Here is an 18,426-nt window from a genome sequence, read left to right on the forward strand (position 1 = left end):
CCCCCACCGGCGTCCCTGCCGGGGCCGGACAGGGCGGCGCCCGGCCCGCCGAGGGGTGGCGGGCCGGGCGCCGGGGAACGGCGACGGGGCACGGGGGAAACCGCCGTCGCCGGATGGTCAGCGGCGGGCTTGGTGGGCGGCGGTGAGCCGTTCCAGGGTGGGCACCAGCTCGTTGGCGGTGGGGACGGCCTGCCGTTCGGCCCGCAGCCGGACGGCGTTCTCCTTGAACGACGGGTCCTTGAGCACCCGGGTCAGCGCCTCACGCAGCATCTCCGGGGCGAACCAGTCGGAGTCCGCCACGTAGATGCCGGCGCCGCGCCGCTCCAGGCCGTTGCCCTCGGCGACCGGCCCCCACCACTTCTCCGTCCAGTACGCGCTGGGCACCAGCAACTGCGGGACCGCGTTCTCCAGCGCGGCGGCGAACGTCTGCGTGCCGCCGTGGTGCACGATCGCCGCGCAGCTCGGCAGCAGCGCGTTCATCGGGACGAAGTCGACCACCCGCACGTTGTCCGGCACGTGGTCGAGGGTGGCGGTCTGCCGGCTGTCCAACGTCGCGACGATCTCGGCGTCGAGGTCGGCGACGGCCTCCATCAGGTCCGCCGGGGACGCCTCGACGCCGTGCGACTCGCGGTGCGAGACGCCCAGGGTCAGGCAGACCCGGGGCCGCGACGGCGGCTCCCGCATCCAGTCCGGGATCCGGGCCGGTCCGTTGTACGGCACGTGCCGCAGCGGCACGTAGTGCGCGTTGGTGCGGGGATGGAACACCCAGGACGGCATCGGGTCGATCGTCCACTGGCCGAGCGCGACCTCCTCGTCGAAGTCGTGCCCGTGCCGGCGCAGGATCGGCCCGAGCCAGCCGGCGAGCGGATCCTCGGGCAGCTCGTCGACGGGCAGCCCGGCCCGGCGGGCGTGGAACGCGGAGCGGATCTGCCCCAGCCCGTCCGCGCCGAACAGCAGCCGGGCGTGCGCGGCCCCGCTGATCCGGGCGGCCACCCCGCCGGCCAGCGCCAACGTGTTCCAGATGATCAGATCGGGTTTCCAGTCCTGGGCGTACGCGATGAGGTCGTCGAACATCGGCTCCGGGCAGACCATCGGGAAGAAGCCCGACACGATCGACTCCAGGTGACCGTGCGGATCCTCCGGGAAGCTGCCGTCGACCGGCTTGACCCAGCCGCCGCTGCGGTCGGCGGCCGAGGTCGGGGCGGCCGGGCCCAACTTCTCCGCCATCCGCAGCTCCCGGCCGACGGGGGCCGGGGTGAAGCCGGTGCGGGCCACGTCGTCGGCGAGGTCGGGTTGGCTGGCCACCCGCACCTGGTGCCCGGCGATCTGCAGGGCCCAGGCGAGCGGGGTCATCGCGTACAGGTGCGACTTGTTGATTCCGGCGAGGAACAGGACGCGCATGGCTCGACCTCCGCGGGCTCAGGTGTGCAGGACCAGCGGCAGCGACGCCAGGCCGCGCATGATGTTCGGGCCGCCGATCTGCCAGGCCAGCTCCTCGGGCCGGCAGGCGAGCTCGATCTTGGGGAAGCGGGCCAGCATGGTGCTGAACGCGACGTCGCCCTCGACCCGCGCCAGCGGCGCGCCGATGCAGAAGTGCACCCCGTGCCCGAACGCCAGGTGCGGGTTCTGGGCGCGGGTGATGTCCAGCCGGTCCGGGTCGTCGAACCGGCTCGGGTCGTGGTCGGCGGCGGCCAGGACGATGTTGACGGCGCTGCCGGCCGGGATGGTCGTCCCGGCGATCTCGACGTCCTCGGTGGTGAACCGCATCGGCACCCGCTCGATCGGCCCGTTGTAGCGGAGGAACTCGTCGATGGCGTTCGGCATCAGCTCCGGGCGCTCGCGCAGCAGTCGGAACTGGTCCGGGTGCAGCAGCAGCGCGACGGTGCCGTTGCTGATCAGGTTGACCGTGGTCTCGTGCCCGGCGACCAGCAGCAGCTTGAGCATGCCGAGCAGCTCCCGCTCGTTGAGCTGGTCACCCTTGCCGGGCACCACCAGGGCGCTGATCAGGTTCGGCTGGGCGTCGTAGTCCAGGTCCGGGTTGACCTCGGCGCGCAGCGTGGCGACCAGGTCGGTGAGGTACCGGTCCATGTGCTGGTTGCCCTCGCGCCGGCTCTGCACGCCCTCCGGGGTCATCGGGGACGCCAGCAGCATCCGCGTCCACCGGCCGAACTCGTCGCGGTCCTCGCCGGGGATGCCGAGCAGCTCGCAGATGACGGTGATCGGCAGCGGGTAGGACAGGGCGGCGACCAGGTCGACCTCCTTCTGCTCGGCCATCGCCGCGACGAGCCCGTCGGTGATCTCCTGGATCCGGGGCCGCAGCCGCTCGATCCGCCGCCGGGTGAACGCCATGCTGATCAGGCGGCGCTGCCGGGTGTGGTCCGGCGGGTCGCTGTTGAGCATGTTCGCGCCGAGCGGGCCCTCGTCGCCGACGCCCGCCGCCATCATCTTGGCCCACTCCGGGGCCCGCTTCGGGTCCTTCGAGAAGCGGGGGTCGGCCAGCGCGGCGCGGGCGTCGTCGTAGCGGGTGATCAGCCAGATGTCCGAACCCATCGGGCCCTGGACGTGGTGCACCGGGGACTCCTCCCGCAGCGTCGCGTAGGCGGGATAGGGGTCGGCCTGGAAACTCTTGCTGAACAGGTCGACTGCTGTCATGACGTGCCCCTTCCAGTGACGGAGACGTCGGCGCGGTCTCCGTCGGCTCGGTCAGCGGTGGGGGCCAGGCGGGGCGGGCCGCGCGGCATGGAAACCCGCGTCCCATGGTCATCGTGGGGCCGTCCCACCCGCATCTCCTGCCGTGCGCTCGTCCCGGCCGGCGCCCCCGCGCCGTCCCGGGAGGCGATAACGTCGCAGGCACGCGCCCGACCGCCGATGAGTTTTCCGCCGCCGCGCCGTCGTAACGGTGGGAGACCGGTGGGTCACCGTGGCCGAGGGGCGGAGGTACGTCGTGAGCAGGGTGGGCACAGGGCAGAGCGAGGAACCGGCGGTGGTGGACGCCGTCCGCGCCGGTGACGAGGCGGCGTTCGCCGAGCTGACCGAGCGGCACCGCCGTGAGCTGCACGTGCACTGCTACCGGATGCTCGGCTCCTTCGACGACGCCGAGGACCTGGTGCAGGAGACCTTCCTGCGGGCCTGGCGCAGACGCGAGACGTTCCAGGGCCGGTCCACCTTCCGGGCCTGGCTGTACCGCATCGCCACCAACGCCTGCCTGGATTTCGTCGAGCGTCACCCGCGGCGGCCCCGGGGCGCGCTGACCACCACCCCGGCCCCGGCCGGCCCGGCGTCGGCGGCGGCCTTCCCGCAGGTGGAGATCCCCTGGTTGCAGCCGTACCCGGATCGGCTCCTGGAGCCGGTGGCCTCCCCCGACGCGGAGCCGGACACGGCGGTCATCGCCAAGGAGACCATCGAGCTGGCGTTCCTGGCGGCCATCCAGCACCTGCCGCCCAAGCAGCGCGCGGTGCTCATCCTGCGGGACGTGCTCGGCTGGCCGGCCAACGACACGGCGGCGCTGCTGAACGGCACCGTGCCGGCGGTCAACAGCGCCCTGCAACGGGCCAGGCTGACGCTCAAGCAGCACCTGCCGCAGCGGCGCAGCGAGTGGGCCGCGGTGACCGACCCGAGCGAGGAGGAACGCGCCGTCCTCCAGCGGTACGTGCGGGCGACCGAGAACGCCGACCTGGCGGGCCTGGCCGAGCTGCTGCGGGAGGACGCCCGCTTCACCATGCCGCCCAAGCCCACCTGGTACGTCGGGCGTGCCACGATCATCGAGACGTGGACCCCGGTGCTGGTGGGCCCGAACGCCTGGCGGGACTGGCGGCACGTGCTGACCCGGGCCAACCGGCAGCCGGCGGTGGCCTGTTACGTCCGGCCCGAGGGCGCGGACCGCTACCACGCGCTCGGGCTCGACGTGCTGCGCATCGAGGACGGCGCGGTCGCGGAGATCACCGCCTTCCAGCCGGAGGTCTTTCCCGCGTTCGGCCTGCCGCTCACCGTGTGATGGGCGAGGAGCCGACGCACGACCCGTTCTCCTTCCTCGGCCACCCGCTGCCACCCACCTTCGACCTGCTCCGGGTCGAGCTGGCCCCCGGCTGCCTGACCACCGTCGACGAGGCCGCGTGGCGGGCGGCGATCGTGATCGTGGAGCAGGGCGAGATCGAGGCCGAGTACCCCGACGGCGGGCGGCTGGGGTTCCGCAGCGGGGACCTGCTGTGGTTCGACGGGAACCCGCCGCTGGTCCTGCGGAACAACGGCGTCGAGCCGGTACGGCTCGCCGCGATCTCCCGCCGCAAGGCCGCCTGAGCCCGCCCGGCCGGGCCCGCACGGGTCGGCCCGGCCGCACGGCCGGCGGATTCGGCCCGCCGTCGCGGATTCGGCCCGCCGTCGCGATGAGTTTCCGCGCGGTTACCCGTCATACCGGGTGGACGCCGTGACGGGGCGCCCGTCAGGAGGAAAGAAGACATGACACCAAGGGTCGTCAGCCGCGACGAGTGGCTTGTGGAACGCGAGAAACTACTGGTACGTGAGAAGCAGTTGACGCGCGAGCGGGACGCGGTGAGCGCGCTGCGGCGCGAGCTGCCGATGGTCCGGATCGACAAGACCTACACGTTCGAGGGGCCGGAGGGCTCCGTGGACCTGCTCGGTCTCTTCGACGGCTCGCGGCAGTTGATCGTCCGGCACTACATGTTCCACCCCAACTGGGACGAGGGCTGTGCCGGCTGCTCGTTGCAGGTCGACAATCTCGGCCACCCGGCGCACCTGCGGGCCCGGGACACCAACCTGGTGCTGATCTCGCGGGCCCCGCTGGCGAAGCTCACCAGCTTCAAGGAGCGGATGGGCTGGACGGTCCCCTGGTACTCCTCCTTCGCCACCGACTTCAACCAGGACTTCGGCGTCACCCGGGACAACTCCGAGTCGTCCGGGCTGAGCGTCTTCCTCCGCGACGGCGACGACATCTTCCACACCTACTCGTCGTTCTCCCGGGGCGGTGACGCCCTGATCAACACCTACAACTACCTCGACCTGACGCCGCTCGGCCGGCAGGAGGCCGAGTTGGACTACCCCCAGCAGTGGTGGCGGCTGCACGACCAGTACGAGAACTGAGCGCCACCCACCCACCCTCCCTCCGACCCCCCGACCCCCCGACCCCCGACCCCCGACCAAGAAGGGTTCCCATGGAGATCAACAACGCAGCGGCCGAGCCGGTACGCGCCACCCGCCGCGAATGGCTGGGGCTCGCCGTCCTCGCCCTGCCCACCCTGCTGCTGTCGCTCGACCTCAGCGCCCTGCACCTGGCGCTGTCCAAGCTCAGCAGCGACCTCGGCGCGAGCAGCATCGAACAGCTCTGGATCATCGACATCTACGGCTTCATGATCGCCGGCTTCCTGATCACAATGGGCAGCCTCGGCGACCGGATCGGCCGCCGTAAGCTCCTGCTCATCGGCGCGACGTTCTTCGCGATCGCGTCGGTGCTCGCGGCGTTCTCCACCACGCCGGAGATGCTCATCGTCACCCGGGCGCTGCTCGGCATCGCCGGCGCGACACTGATGCCGTCCACCCTCGCCCTGATCACCAACATGTTCCAGGACCCGGCCCAGCGCGGCGCGGCCATCGGCGTCTGGATCAGCTGCTTCATGGGCGGCATGGTGATCGGCCCACTGGTCGGCGGCGCGCTGCTCCAGTTCTTCTGGTGGGGCTCGGTCTTCCTGCTCGCCGTGCCGGTGATGGTGCTGCTGCTGGCCGCCGGCCCGGCGCTGCTGCCGGAGTTCAAGGACCCGAACGCCACCGGGCGACTTGACCTGATCAGCGTCGTGCTGTCCCTGGCCACGATCCTGCCGGCCGTGTGGGGCGTCAAGGAGCTGGCCGACTCGGGCGTCGCCGCCGGGCCGCTGGCGGCCATCGCGGTCGGCCTGGTGGCCGGCGTGCTCTTCGTGATCCGGCAGCAGCGCCTCGAGCAGCCGCTGATGGACCTGCGGCTGTTCGGCATCCGCTCGTTCAGCGGCGCGCTGGTGATCGCCCTGCTCGGCGCGGCCGTCGGTGGCGGCACGATCCTCGTCGTCAACATCTACCTGCAGATGGTCGAGGGGCTCACCCCGCTCCGCGCCGGCCTGCTCATGCTGCCGTCCGGCATCGCCATGGTCATCGCCGCGATGACCGCGCCGGCCATCGCCCGTACGGTGCGGCCGGCGTACGTGATCGCGGGCGGCATGGTCGTCGCCGCGATCGGCTACGTGCTGCTCACCCAGGTCGACCGCAGCGGCGGGTTCGCGCTCATCGTCGTCGCGGTGATCCTCACCAGCGCCGGCAGCGGCCCGCAGGCGGCGCTGAGCACCGAGCTGGTGCTGCGGGCCGCCCCGCCGGAGAAGGCCGGCTCGGCCGCGTCGATGTCGGAGACCAGCGGTGAGCTGGGCATGGCGCTCGGCGTGGCGATCCTCGGCAGCACCGCCACCGCGGTCTACGGCGCCAGCCTGGACGGCAACATCCCGGCCGGCACGCCCGACGCCGTCGCCGAGCCGGCCCGGGCCAGCGTCATCGGCGCGGTGACCGCCGGCCAGGGGCTCGACGAGCCGCTGAGCGGGCAGCTCATCGACGCGGCGCGGACCGCTTTCACCAGCGGCCTGCACTCCGTCGCCTGGATCAGCGCGGCGCTGCTGATCTTCCTGGCGATCGTGGCGGTGGCCACCCTGAGCGGCGCGCCGCCGACCGGGGCGGCCGGGCACCCGGGCGCGCCGGGCGCGCCGGAGGAGCCGACCGAAGGCCCCGAGCTGGAGGCCGCCGCCGAACGGCCCTGACCAGCCACGGCCCGTCGGGCCCTGACCAGCCACGGTCCGTCGGGCCGTGACCCGGCGCGGTCTGTCGGGTCGTGACCAGCCACGGCCCGTCGGGCCCTGACCAGCCACGGTCCGTCGGGTCGTGCCCCGGCGCGGCCCGCCGGGCCCGGACCAAGCGCGGTCTGTCGGGTCGTGACGCGGCGCGGTCTGTCGGGTCGTGCCCCGGCGCGGCCCGCCGGGCCCGGACCAAGCGCGGTCTGTCGGGCCGTGACCAGCACGGTCACGGCCCGACCGGCCGCGCCCGGCCGGTTCTCCCCGCGCCCGGCACCATGATCCACTCCACTTTCAGGATGTCGGGGTGTCCGCGGCGATGGAAGCCCCTACATCCGGGAAATGCCAACCGCAGCCCGGCCGACGGGCGCCGGGCGCCGGGCGCCGACCGCAGCCCGGCCGACGGGCGCCGGGCGGCGGGCGGCGAAGTCCCGGCCGACGGAGCCCGGCCGGCGGGCTCCGGACGGGTCGACGGGGCTGTGGGGCTGTGGGGCACGAGCGAGCGGGCGTGGGGATGATCCCCACGCCCGCTGTCGGGTCCGCGCCGTCCGGTCGCCGGTGGTCCCGGCGGGCCGGCGGGCTCAGATGTAGAGCGAGTTCGGCTCCAGGCCGCACAGGACGCGCCCGTACAGCTCGTAGTTGGTGCTGGGCAGCATGAGCGCGTGCAGGTTGACGGTGGTGACGTCCCGGGCGATCCGCTGGATCGGGGCCGACGTGTAGATCGACGAGCCGCCGCTGGCCATGGCGAAGATGTCCACCGCCGCCTTGCCCAGCTCGCACACCGCGCCGATGTCCGCCCGGGAGCGGGCCCGCTCCTCCAGCGTCCACGGCTCGCCGGTGAGGCTCTTGTCGTCCACCAGCGTCGTCAGCCGGTGGGCGTGGAACTCCGCCTGGTCCATCTTCAGCGTCGCCTCGGCGACCTGGAGGTGGGTGAGCGGCGCGTCGGCCTGCTTCTCGTAGCTGGTGTAGGTGATCTTCCGGTTGGGCAGGCGCTCGAAGAACGTGTCCCGGGCCGCCCGCGCCAGACCGAGGATCGTCCCCACCGAGCTGGCGTTGGCCACCCCGAGCAGCGGCGCCCGGTACATCGGCGAGTCGGCGTTGAGCGCCGACGCGTACTGGCCCTGGAGGATCAGCGGCAGGGGCAGCACCCGGTGCTGGGGCACGAACACGTCCCGGGCCACCGTCGACACGCTGCCCGAGCCGCGCATGCCGGCGGTGTGCCAGTCGTCGACGATCTGGAGGTCGGACATCGGCACCAGCGCCATGATCGGCCACATCGACGCGCCGTCGGGGGTCGGCGCCATGGCGATGATCTCCTGCCAGTGGCTGTGCAGCGCGCCGCTGATGAAGCCCCACTGCCCGTTGACGACGTACCCGCCCTCGGTGGGGGTCGCTTCGGCCGACGGGCTGAGGGTGCCGCAGACCCGCACGTCCCGGGTCGCGAACACCTCGTCCTGCGCCTCGTCGGGGAAGAGCCCGACCATCCAGCCCGGGATCGTCCAGACCGACATGGTCCAGCCGACCGAGCCGTCGCCGCGGGCCAGCTCGGCGGTCACCTCGGCCTGGGTGCGGGTGTCCGACTCGTAGCCGCCGTACCGCTTCGGGATGCGCATCCGGAACATGCCGGCCTCGGCCAGCGCCTCGACGACCTCGTCGTGCATCCGGCGGTTCTCCTCCGCCCAGGAGGCGTGCTTCTGCAGCAACGGCACCAGAGCGGTGGCGCGCTGGACCAGCTCGTTCCTCGATGGTGCCTGGGTGGTCTCCACTGTGGGCTCTCCTTCACGCAGGGACGGGAATCCGGTCGCAGGTCAGGAAACGAGGGCGTCGGCCGCCGCCGGAAGCGGCGTGACCCCCTTGATCAGGTCGGCTGCCTTCTCGGCGATGGCGATGACCGCCGCGTTCGGGTTGCCGCGTACCAGCGTCGGCATGACGGACGCGTCGACCACCCGCAGCCCGTCCACCCCCGACAGCCGCAGGTCCGCGTCGACGACCGAGCCCATGGCGCAGGTGCCGGCCGGGTGGTAGATCGAGTGCGCGTACTGGCGGATGTAGGCCCGCAGGTCCGCGTCGGACTCGGACGCCGGGGGCTCGTGCATGCCCTCCGTGTACGGGGCCAGCGCCTTCTGCCGGGCGATCTCCGTGCCCATCCGGGTGGCGACGATCGCCGCCCGCATGTCCTCCTCCTCGGCGAAGTAGTTGTGCCTGATCTTCGGCTTGGCGGTGGGGTCGTCGGAGGCGAGCATGACCCAGCCCCGGCTGCGCGGGGTGAGCATCGACGGCCCGTACGAGAAGGAGTGGTGGGTGGGGGTGCCGAGGCCGCTGTCGGCGAACATGACCGGCGCGCCCAGGTACTCGACGTCCGGCGCGGGCAGGTCGTCGGAGGTGCGGGCGAACCCGCCCGACTCCGGGCCGTTGGAGGTCAGCATCCCCCGGCCCTCCTCCATGAAGAGCTTGAGGTTGGCCGGGTCGCCGGCGGTGAGCAGGCTGATCGGGTGCGGGTGGGTGTAGACCAGCGGCACCAGCGCGTGGTCCTGGAGGTTCTGGCCGACCATCGGGGCGTCCAGCACGACCGGGATGCCCAGCGCGGACAGCAGGGCCGCCGGGCCGACGCCGGAGAGCATCAGCAGGTGCGGGCTGTGGTACGCGCCGGCGGAGAGGACCACCTCGCGTTCGGCCCGCAGCACCACCTCGTCGTCCAGTCGCCGCCCGACCACCCCGACCGCCCGGCCGTCCTCGATGAGGATCCGGAGCACCTGCACGTTCGTCTCGACCGTCAGGTTGGGTCGGTCCAGCACCGGGTGCAGGAAGGCCGTCGCGCAGCTCTCCCGCCGCCCGTTGCGCTGGTTGACCTGGAAGAAGCCGAAGCCGTCCTGGCTGCCGGCGTTGAAGTCGTCGTTGACCTGGTGGCCGGCCTCGGCGGCGGCCTCGACGAACGCCGCCGACATGGGGTTGCGGGACCGGCCGTCGGCGACCGACAGCGGGCCACCGACGCCGTGGTAGGCCGACGCGCCCCGCTCGTTGTCCTCGGACCGCTTGAAGTACGGCAGCAGCTCGTCGTACGACCAGCCCGGCTGCCCCCAGGAGTCGAAGTCGAGCCGGTTGCCCCGGATGTACACCATCGTGTTGATCGAGCTGGTGCCGCCCAGCACCCGGCCCCGGGGCAGGTACACCCGCCGACGGTCCAGGTGCGGCTCCTCGTGGGTGTCGAGGTCCCAGTCCAGCCGGGTCCGGAAGAGCCTGCCGAACGCGGCCGGCACGTGGATGTTGGGTTCGCTGTCGACCGGCCCGGCCTCGACCAGGCACACCCGTACCGAGGGGTCCTCGGTCAGTCGCGCGGCGAGCACGGAGCCGGCCGACCCGGCGCCGACGATGACGTAGTCGTACATCAATCCTCCTGGGGTTGTTGACGCGGCGGCCGTCCGCCGCGGGGTCCGCCGGTTCCTGCGCATCGCGCCGCTGGGCCCGCCCGACGGCGGACCCAGCAGGTCGTACGGTGGTGCGCCGGCCGGGGGCGGGGGCCGACCGGGGCCGGCCCCCGCCCCCGGTCAGCCGGAGATCGGGCTGCTCTGGTGCGACACCAGCCGCAGCTCACCGGAGGGCTGACGGGCGATGACCCAGGTGGCCCGGATCCGCCGCTCGGCGGGGATCTCGGACTCACCGGAGAACATGATCCCGCCCTCGGTGACCGCCAGCGCGACGTCCTCCTTGAGGAACCGGAGGACGACCGGCCAGCCCTTGACCGAGGCGCCCTTGTAGGCGCCCGCGAAGCCGTTCCGCATGAAGTCGCGGATCTGCTCCCGGCTGGTGAGCTGCGTGTCCTGCATGAGCAGGCTGCCGTTGTCGGCGAAGGTGTCCGCGAACGCGTCGGCGTCGTTTGTCGCCCAGGCCGCCTGGATCCGCATCGCGACGGTCAGGACGGCCTTCTCGTCCGGGGCGGTGAAGCCCCGGTAGTAGGAGGTGTCCTCGGCCACCCCGGCGGCGGCGAGATGCGCGGACGCATCCCCCCAGGACGTGGTCGTACCCATGGTCATCGTCTCCTCGGATGTCACCAGCGGAGGGTGGCGCCGGCGCCGCGGGGGCTGTTCTGGTAGCCGGCGAGTTGCCACTGGCCGTTGGTCTTGACGCAGATCCAGGTGGAGCGGACGGCGAGTTCGTCGGCGATGTCGGTCTCGCCGGCGGCGAGGATGCCGCCGTGGGTGCGCAGGAGGGCGACGTCGTCGCCGACGAAGCGCACGTCGACGGGGCGGCCGGTGACGCCGGTGCCCTTGAAGGGGCCGGCGTAGGCGGCGGCCATGAAGGCGTGGATCTCCTCGCGGCCCTGCTTGAGGACGTCGCCGGGGAGGATGAGGATGCCGTCGTCGGTGAAGACGTCGGCGACGCCCTGGGCGTCGTTGCGGGCCCACGCGGCGACCAGGCGCAGGGGGACGCTGAGGGCTTCCTTCTCCTTGTCGCTGGTGAACTCGCCGTAGTAGGCGTCCAGGTCGGGACGCTGTTCGGTAGCGGTGCCTGTGGACATGGGGGTCTCCTTCTTTCCCGCGCCGGGGGGTGTGTGCCGGCCGGCGGGGTGTGACATCAGGGCCTCGTCGGGCTCTGGACCACTTCATCCTCTGTCGCGACGCGACGCCGTTGCATCTCTGTCGTTGCGGCGTCCCACCGGCGTCACCACCCCGGCGTCCCACCGGCGCCACCACCCCGGCGTCCCACCAGCGCCACCACCGACCGCCCACGGACGGGTCCGCCGGCCGGCGGCGGCGCTCACCACGAGACGACGGCCCGGAACCGCACGTCGCCCCCGGCCACCCGGTCCACCGCGGTGGGCAGGTCGTCGGGCTTGACCACCTCGACCATCGGCGTGCAGCGGCCGGCCGCGACCAGGCGCAGCGCCTCCACCAGGTCGGGGAGTCCGTTGTGGGTGGTGCCGATGATCCGGTGCCGTTGGGCGAAGAACGGTCGGCCCCGTTCGGGGGCCAGGTCGAACCCACCGGGGGCGTCCAGGCCGGCGAGCACGAGCCGCCCGTCCACCCGCAGTCCGCGCAGACTGTCCGAGGCGGCCCGGTACGAGCTGGCGGTGACCAGGACGACGTCCGCGCCGCCGGCGTCCCGCAGCTGCGCGCCGTCGCCGACGACGAGGTCCGCGCCGAGCTGGCGGGCCACCTCCCGTTTGTCGGGGGAGCGGGTGACCGCCACCGTCTCGAAGCCGCAGGCGCTGGCGTACTGCACCGCCAGGTGGCCCAGCGCGCCGATGCCGAGCACCGCGACGCGCTCGTGCGGGCGCGGGTCCGCCTGCCGCAGCGCGCCCCACGCGGTGTAGCCGGCGCACATCACCGGCGCGGCCAGCTCGTACGGCAGGTCGTCGGGGAGCAGGACGGTCGCCGCGGCCTCGGCCACGACGTACTCGGCCTGCCCGCCCGGCACGCTGAACCCGAGGGTGCGCGGCGCGGCGCAGTTGAGCGCGGTCTGCCCGGTCAGCGGGCGTTGCAGCCGGCAGTACGCGCAGCGCCCGCACGCCCCCTGCACCCAGGTCGCGCCGACCCGGTCGCCGACCTGACGGGAGGTGACGCCCGGGCCGACCGCGACGACCTCGCCGACCGGCTCGTGGCCGGGCACGGCCGGGTCGGCGCCGGGGAACGGCAGCGCCCCCCGGGACGCCAGGACGTCGTTGACGCAGATGCTGCTGGCGCGTACCCGGATCAGCACGGCCCCCGGGCCGGGCCGGGGCACGGGCAGCTCCCGTACCTCCCACCCGGCCCCGACCCCGGGCAGCACCGCGGCCCGCATGACGCCGTCGGGCGGGCCGGCGCTCACCGGACGACCAGACCGGTCCGCTTCCGCTCCAGGCCGGTACGGCCGCGGCGGGCGCTCCACTCCAGGTACCACTGGGCGATCAGCAGGTTGAGCACGATGCCGATCCAGCTCGCCGTCTCCAGCAGGAGCGGGAACGACGACGGGTCCCAGCCGGGCAGGTGCGGGATGGTCAGCACCATCACCCGGCCCTCGATGATCTGGAGGCAGAGCGCGAAGCTGTAGATCATGAATCGGCGGTGCTCCTCGAACCGGCGCTGCCGGGCCATCCGCCAGCCCCACAGCGAGGTGCCCAGCCACAGCAGACCACCGATGACGTTGCCGGCCGGGCCCATCGCGAACGGCACGATGGCCAGCGCCGCGATGGTCGACGGGATGACGCCGACGACGATGTAGACGCGGCCCATGTACCGGTGCAGCGCCGGGAACCGGCGGCGGAACGCCGGCCACACCTGGAACGGCACCGTGGCCATCGCCACCGTCCCGGAGATCACGTGCGCGACGAGGAAGCCGTAGTGCCACGGGATGTCGTGCCGCAGGTTGGGCAGCCGGGCCTGGGCCGGGTCGAGCGTCAGGTACGGCGGCACGAACATGAAGATGAACAGGTAGGCGAGGATGGCGCCGGGCAGGAACCACGGGCGACGCCACCACGACCGCCGGGGCGGGGTGTCTCCCGACGCCGGGGCGTCCCGGCCAACCGGCTCCGCCGGTTCCTGTTCGGCGGAGGCTTCCGTCAATGGGGAGTGAGTCACGCTTGCCCCCTGAGGCAATCAATACGGGCTGGTCACCGCGGTTTTCCGGCGGCTCATCAAGGATGACGAGGGTGCCGGCCGCACACGCCTTCCAGATTGCTCGACTTGACCTCGCGGCAGGACTGTTCTACGGCGAAAGGTAGTTTTCGCGCATCCTGTTGGTATTGACGTTTCCCCCTGCCCGTGATGCGATTTCGGCCACGGAGAACCGGTGGGCCCGGCGTGCCGATCATTCGGCCGTGCCGTCGGCGGCCCGCCGCCCCGCCCGGCCGCGCCGGGAGACGGGCGTCCGGACAGAAAGGATCTGACCGATGCACGAGACGATTGCCCTTCCCACAGGATGTGCCGGCCGACCGGGCGGTGACCCGGTATGAGGGCGCGACGGGGTCTGGTCGCCGCCGCGACCGCCGTGGCCGCCCTGCTGCTCCTGCCCGGCGCCGCGCCGGTCCTCGCCGAGCCCCAGGGGCACGGCCCGAGCCGGCCGGGCCCGTCGTTCACGCACGGCAGGGTCGCCGTCGACGGCGGCGCGCTGCACTACGTCCGGACGGGCTCCGGGCCGCCCCTGGTGCTGCTGCACGGCTGGCCGGAGACCTGGTGGTCGTGGCGGCACGTGATGCCGGAGCTGGCCCGCGAGCACACCGTCATCGCGTTCGACCTGCCCGGCCTGGGTGACTCCACGGTGCCGTCCGACGGGTACGACAAGGCGACCACCGCCCGCCGGATCCGGCAGGCCGTGCACGCGCTCGGCTTCCGGCAGATCGAGCTGATGGGCCACGACGTCGGCGCGTTGGTGGCGTACCCGTACGCGCGGGACTTCCCGGACGAGGTGACCCGGGTGGCCGTGGTGGAGTCCCCGCTGCTGGGCTTCGGCCTGGAGGACTTCTACGGGCGGAGCTGGCACTTCCTGTTCAACTCCAGCCCCGCGCCGATCCCCGAGAAGATCATGGACAACGAGGACGTCCCGACGTACCTCGGGATGATGTTCGACCGCACCTACAAGCCGGAGGCGTTGGACCGGAAGCGGTACTTCGCCGCGTACGCGAACCCGGCGAAGCGGACCGCCGGGTACGAGTACTACCGGGCGTTCGCCGCCGACGCCGCCGAGAACCAGGCCAAGGCGGCGGCGAACCGGCTCACCATGCCGGTGCTGGCCGTCGGCGGCCAGTACCAGTTCGGTCCGCTGGTCGGCACCTCCTTCGCCCAGGTCGCCGACGACGTGCGGACGGCGATCGTGCCCGAGGCCGGGCACTACCCCGCCGAGGAGAACCCGCAGTTCACCGCGGCCTGCGCGAACCTCTTCTTCGGCGCGACCCCGCCCGGCCAGCCGACCCCGCCGGACCTGGCCGCCTGCGCGCCCTGACGTCCCGTCGGGCCGGCCGCCCGGGCTCCCGGGGCGGTCGGCCCGGTCGGTGGTGGCGCTGGTGGGACGCCGGGGTGGTGGCGCTGGTGGGACGCCGGGGTGGTGGCGCCGGTGGGACGCCGGGGTGGTGACGCCGGTGGGACGCCGCAACGACAGAGATGCAACGGCGTCGCGTCGCGACAGAGGATGAAGTGGTCCAGAGCCCGACGAGGCCCTGATGTCACACCCCGCCGGCCGGCACACACCCCCCGGCGCGGGAAAGAAGGAGACCCCCATGTCCACAGGCACCGCTACCGAACAGCGTCCCGACCTGGACGCCTACTACGGCGAGTTCACCAGCGACAAGGAGAAGGAAGCCCTCAGCGTCCCCCTGCGCCTGGTCGCCGCGTGGGCCCGCAACGACGCCCAGGGCGTCGCCGACGTCTTCACCGACGACGGCATCCTCATCCTCCCCGGCGACGTCCTCAAGCAGGGCCGCGAGGAGATCCACGCCTTCATGGCCGCCGCCTACGCCGGCCCCTTCAAGGGCACCGGCGTCACCGGCCGCCCCGTCGACGTGCGCTTCGTCGGCGACGACGTCGCCCTCCTGCGCACCCACGGCGGCATCCTCGCCGCCGGCGAGACCGACATCGCCGACGAACTCGCCGTCCGCTCCACCTGGATCTGCGTCAAGACCAACGGCCAGTGGCAACTCGCCGGCTACCAGAACAGCCCCCGCGGCGCCGGCGCCACCCTCCGCTGGTGACCGGCCGGAGACGGCAACCCTCGACCCGTACCGAAGGGAGACAGGCCAGATGACCAACAAGGCCGCTCAGCTCGTCACCGGCGCCAAGCAGTGGGCGTCCCACTACGGACGGTTCGCCAACGGTACGGAGGGCGCCGTGCTCACCGTGCCGCTGCGGGTCCGGGGCGCCTGGGGCAGCGGCGACGTGGACGCCATCGCGAACGTGTTCACCGACGACGGCAGCATGCTGATCGGTGACCGCCAGTTGCGGGGCCGCGAGGAGATCCGCTCGTACCTCGGTGAGCTGTTCCAGAGCGTCTACAAGGGCAGCCGGCTCGAAGAGGAGCCGGTCGAGATCAAGATGCTCACGCCCGACGTGGCGCTCGCCGTGATGCAGGGCGGCGTCGTCCGCGAGGGCGAGTCGAACTACGCGCCCGAGAACGAGGTCCGCAGCACCTGGGTGGTCACCCGGGCCGACGGCGACTGGCGGCTGGTCTCCTACCAGTCCAGCCCGCTGCGCGGCTGACGCTCCGCCCCCACCCCTGTCCCGTTCCACACCGCTCGTCACCTCACAAGGAGAGAATGCATGCGAGTGATGCTCGCCGTCTGGCCGGCGATCGCCCACCTGTACCCGTCGGTCGCGTTGGGCTGGGCCCTGAAGTCCGCCGGCCACGAGGTGCGCGTGGTCTCCGGCCCAGCGGTCGCGGACGCCGTCACCAGGGCCGGCCTGACGGCGGTGTCGCTCGGCGACGACCTGCCGCCCACCATCGGCGCCGGCAGCGCCGAGATGCGCGGCCTGGCCCAGGAACGGTACGGCGACAGCGCCGAGGCGATGGGGTTGACCGACCCGGACGAGCGGTACCCGTGGGACTTCTTCCGCAACTACATGCTGCCGTGCGTGTGGAACTTCCACCCGGAGGACCCGGAGACGGCCGTCGCCGACTCCGGGGTCGAGCAGTTGGTGAAGCTCGCCGAGGGCTGGCAGCCGGATCTGATCATCTGGGAGCCGTGCTGGCCCTCGGCGGCGGTGGCGGCGAAGGTGGTGGGGGCGGCGCACGCCCGGCTGCTGTGGGGGCACGACATGTTCGCCTGGTCCCACGACCGCTGGGTGGCCAGCCGGGCCCTGCCGGGCTCGCCGCTCGGTGAGGACCCGGTCAGCGCCTACGTGCGCCCGATCGCGGAGCGGTACGGGTTCGACGTCGACGACGAGCTGAAGTTCGGGCAGTGGACGATCGACCCGACGCCGACCCCGATGCGGCTGCCCACCAGGCGTTCGGTGGTCTCGATGCGGTGGGAGCCGTACAACGGCGCGGCGGTGCTGCCCGAGTGGCTGTACGACGCGCCGACCCGGCCCCGGGTGGCGCTCTGCCTCGGCGCGTCCATGCGGGAGTTCGGCAAGGGCGCGGAGGATCTCGCCGCCGCGATCCACTCCCTGATCAGCGACATGTTCGACATGCTGGGCGACCTCGACGTCGAGGTGGTCGCCACCCTCAACGAGGCGCAGTTGAGCGGGGTCCGCCGGGTGCCGGACAACGTGCGGGTCATCGAGTACATCCCGCTCGACGTGCTGCTGCCGACCTGTTCGGCGTTCATCCACCACGGTGGCGTGGGCACCTGGGCCGCGGCGGTGCCGTACCAGGTGCCGCAGGTCATCCCGGTGGAGATCTGGGGCATCGAGTCGCCGGTGACCGGGCCGTACATGGCGTCCCGGGGCGCCGGGATCGCGTTCAACCGGGCCGAGCAGTCGGTGGACGACATGCGCAAGCAGCTCCTCCAGGTGCTCCAGGACCCGTCGTACCGGGAGGGCGCGGCCCGGGTGCACCAGGACTGGCTGAGCATGCCCAGCCCGCACGACCTCGTGCCGATGCTGGAGCGGCTGACCGCGCACCACCGCAGCGGCTCCTGAGGGGCGTCCCGTCCGGTCGACGGCCGACGGGGGCCGGTCGGGGCACCGTCCGCGGCGTCGGGAATTTCCCGACGCCGCGGACTTCGTCGTGTCCGCTCCCGCCGGACGGCGTTTTCCTGGATTGTCGTCGCCGGTGCCCGCCCGCCTGTGCGCGCCCGTGAGCTGCGGCTCGGGCCGGCCGGTACGACTCGCCCGCCATTGCCGGCAATGGGCTGCGCCCCGGGGAAGCTGCGATAGAGTCGGATAACTGAACCGGCGCTTTTCGGAATTGCCGGGAGCGTCCGCGCGCTGATCGCGTGTCTACCCTGGAGGATCGCTGGCAATGGCAACGTACGCTCTTGTTCCGCCCGCAGGCAGTGGACCCTGGTATTGGCACCTGCTGAAAGAGGAGCTGACCGCCCGCGGGCACGAGGTCATCGCGGTGGACCTGCCGGTCGACGACGATTCGGCCGGGCTCGCCGAGTACACCGAGGCCGCCGTCCAGGCGATCGGCCAGGCCCGTGACCTGGTCGTGGTCGGTCAGTCGCTGGGCGCGTACACCGCCCCGCTGGTGTGCGACCGGCTCCCCGCCGACCTGCTGATCCTGCTCACGCCGATGCTGCCGAAGCCCGGCGAGTCGGCGGGCGAGTGGTGGGAGGCGACCGGCCACGCCGAGGCCCGCAAGGCCCAGGCCGAGCGCGAGGGCTGGACGGCCGAGCAGGACCAGGACCCGTCGGTCATCTTCTTCCACGAGCTGTCGCCGGCCCTGGTGGAGGAGGCCGCCAAGAACTCCCGCGACCAGTCCGGCCGCCCGTTCGGCGACCCGTGGCCGCTGTCGAAGTGGCCCGACGTGCCGACCCGGGCGCTGATCTGCACCGGGGACCGCTTCTTCCCGGTCGACTTCTCCCGCCGGCTGGTCCGCGAGCGGCTGGGCATCGAGGCCGACGAGATGGGCGGCAGCCACCCGGTGGCGCTGAGCCGGCCGAAGGAGCTGGCCGACAAGCTGGAGGAGATCCGCCTCGACGTGCTGGGCGCCGACGCCCGCTGACCGTCTCCCCACGGAGTGGACGGAAGGCGTGGCCCCCGGG

Annotated in this window: 17 protein-coding genes; 9 read left to right on the plus strand and 8 right to left on the minus strand. The window is 72.7% G+C overall.

Going from position 1 to position 18,426, the window contains the following annotated elements; translation table 11 throughout:
- Window positions 1-117: 117 nt before the first annotated feature.
- Together O7606_RS21095 and O7606_RS21100 are read right to left on the minus strand one after the other, a co-directional pair.
- A complete protein-coding gene (locus O7606_RS21095) occupies window positions 118-1,401 on the minus strand; it encodes an activator-dependent family glycosyltransferase (protein ID WP_281595753.1) in 1,284 nt (427 codons plus the stop codon).
- An 18-nt stretch (window positions 1,402-1,419) separates the two neighbouring features.
- Entirely contained in the window at window positions 1,420-2,652 is a 1,233-nt protein-coding gene (locus O7606_RS21100; protein ID WP_281595754.1) for a cytochrome P450, read from the minus strand.
- Between the two features lie 292 nt (window positions 2,653-2,944).
- Between O7606_RS21100 and O7606_RS21105 the strand changes: the two genes are divergently transcribed.
- The 4 genes from O7606_RS21105 (at window position 2,945) to O7606_RS21120 (ending at window position 6,785) form a co-directional block, all read left to right on the plus strand.
- Complete coding sequence (locus O7606_RS21105; RefSeq protein ID WP_281595755.1) at window positions 2,945-3,994, plus strand: sigma-70 family RNA polymerase sigma factor; 1,050 nt, start codon at window positions 2,945-2,947, stop codon at window positions 3,992-3,994.
- Window positions 3,994-4,296 (plus strand): hypothetical protein, encoded by a 303-nt coding sequence (locus O7606_RS21110; protein ID WP_281595756.1) that lies wholly within the window; start codon window positions 3,994-3,996, stop codon window positions 4,294-4,296. Before O7606_RS21105 ends, O7606_RS21110 begins: the two co-directional genes overlap by 1 nt.
- Before the next feature lie 159 nt (window positions 4,297-4,455).
- Entirely contained in the window at window positions 4,456-5,097 is a 642-nt protein-coding gene (locus tag O7606_RS21115) for a DUF899 domain-containing protein (RefSeq protein WP_281595757.1), read from the plus strand.
- 71 nt (window positions 5,098-5,168) lie between these two features.
- Window positions 5,169-6,785: an MFS transporter gene (locus O7606_RS21120; RefSeq protein ID WP_281595758.1), complete on the plus strand. Its 1,617-nt coding sequence runs from the start codon at window positions 5,169-5,171 to the stop codon at window positions 6,783-6,785.
- Window positions 6,786-7,396: 611 nt separating this feature from the next.
- On the opposite strand, the gene O7606_RS21125 is transcribed toward O7606_RS21120, so the two are convergent.
- The 6 genes from O7606_RS21125 to O7606_RS21150 all read right to left on the minus strand — a co-directional run bounded on the left by O7606_RS21125 (window position 7,397) and on the right by O7606_RS21150 (window position 13,369).
- Window positions 7,397-8,581: an acyl-CoA dehydrogenase family protein gene (locus O7606_RS21125; protein WP_281595759.1), complete on the minus strand. Its 1,185-nt coding sequence runs from the start codon at window positions 8,579-8,581 to the stop codon at window positions 7,397-7,399.
- A 42-nt stretch (window positions 8,582-8,623) separates the two neighbouring features.
- Entirely contained in the window at window positions 8,624-10,201 is a 1,578-nt protein-coding gene (locus O7606_RS21130) for a GMC family oxidoreductase N-terminal domain-containing protein (RefSeq protein ID WP_281595760.1), read from the minus strand.
- Window positions 10,202-10,360: 159 nt separating this feature from the next.
- Window positions 10,361-10,864: an SgcJ/EcaC family oxidoreductase gene (locus tag O7606_RS21135; RefSeq protein ID WP_281595761.1), complete on the minus strand. Its 504-nt coding sequence runs from the start codon at window positions 10,862-10,864 to the stop codon at window positions 10,361-10,363.
- The gene (locus tag O7606_RS21140; RefSeq protein WP_281595763.1) at window positions 10,861-11,331 is read right to left on the minus strand and encodes an SgcJ/EcaC family oxidoreductase; all 471 of its coding nucleotides are present in this window, start codon (window positions 11,329-11,331) and stop codon (window positions 10,861-10,863) included. Before O7606_RS21140 ends, O7606_RS21135 begins: the two co-directional genes overlap by 4 nt.
- A gap of 239 nt (window positions 11,332-11,570) precedes the next feature.
- Window positions 11,571-12,593 carry an alcohol dehydrogenase catalytic domain-containing protein gene (locus O7606_RS21145; protein ID WP_281599789.1) on the minus strand — a complete coding sequence of 341 codons (1,023 nt, stop codon included), beginning with the start codon at window positions 12,591-12,593 and terminating at the stop codon, window positions 11,571-11,573.
- A gap of 23 nt (window positions 12,594-12,616) precedes the next feature.
- Window positions 12,617-13,369 carry a DUF2306 domain-containing protein gene (locus O7606_RS21150; protein WP_281595764.1) on the minus strand — a complete coding sequence of 251 codons (753 nt, stop codon included), beginning with the start codon at window positions 13,367-13,369 and terminating at the stop codon, window positions 12,617-12,619.
- 370 nt (window positions 13,370-13,739) lie between these two features.
- Between O7606_RS21150 and O7606_RS21155 the strand changes: the two genes are divergently transcribed.
- The 5 genes from O7606_RS21155 (at window position 13,740) to O7606_RS21175 (ending at window position 18,386) form a co-directional block, all read left to right on the plus strand.
- Complete coding sequence (locus O7606_RS21155) at window positions 13,740-14,729, plus strand: alpha/beta hydrolase (RefSeq protein WP_281595765.1); 990 nt, start codon at window positions 13,740-13,742, stop codon at window positions 14,727-14,729.
- Between the two features lie 274 nt (window positions 14,730-15,003).
- Entirely contained in the window at window positions 15,004-15,474 is a 471-nt protein-coding gene (locus O7606_RS21160; RefSeq protein ID WP_281595763.1) for an SgcJ/EcaC family oxidoreductase, read from the plus strand.
- 49 nt (window positions 15,475-15,523) lie between these two features.
- Complete coding sequence (locus O7606_RS21165; protein WP_281595767.1) at window positions 15,524-15,979, plus strand: SgcJ/EcaC family oxidoreductase; 456 nt, start codon at window positions 15,524-15,526, stop codon at window positions 15,977-15,979.
- A gap of 60 nt (window positions 15,980-16,039) precedes the next feature.
- Entirely contained in the window at window positions 16,040-17,359 is a 1,320-nt protein-coding gene (locus O7606_RS21170) for a nucleotide disphospho-sugar-binding domain-containing protein (protein WP_281595768.1), read from the plus strand.
- Window positions 17,360-17,681: 322 nt separating this feature from the next.
- Window positions 17,682-18,386, plus strand: a complete 705-nt coding sequence (locus O7606_RS21175) for an alpha/beta hydrolase (RefSeq protein WP_281595769.1) — start codon at window positions 17,682-17,684, stop codon at window positions 18,384-18,386.
- Window positions 18,387-18,426 lie beyond the last annotated feature (40 nt).

It is taken from the genome of Micromonospora sp. WMMD882, from assembly GCF_027497255.1.
In the GTDB taxonomy this organism is placed as follows: Bacteria; Actinomycetota; Actinomycetes; order Mycobacteriales; family Micromonosporaceae; genus Micromonospora.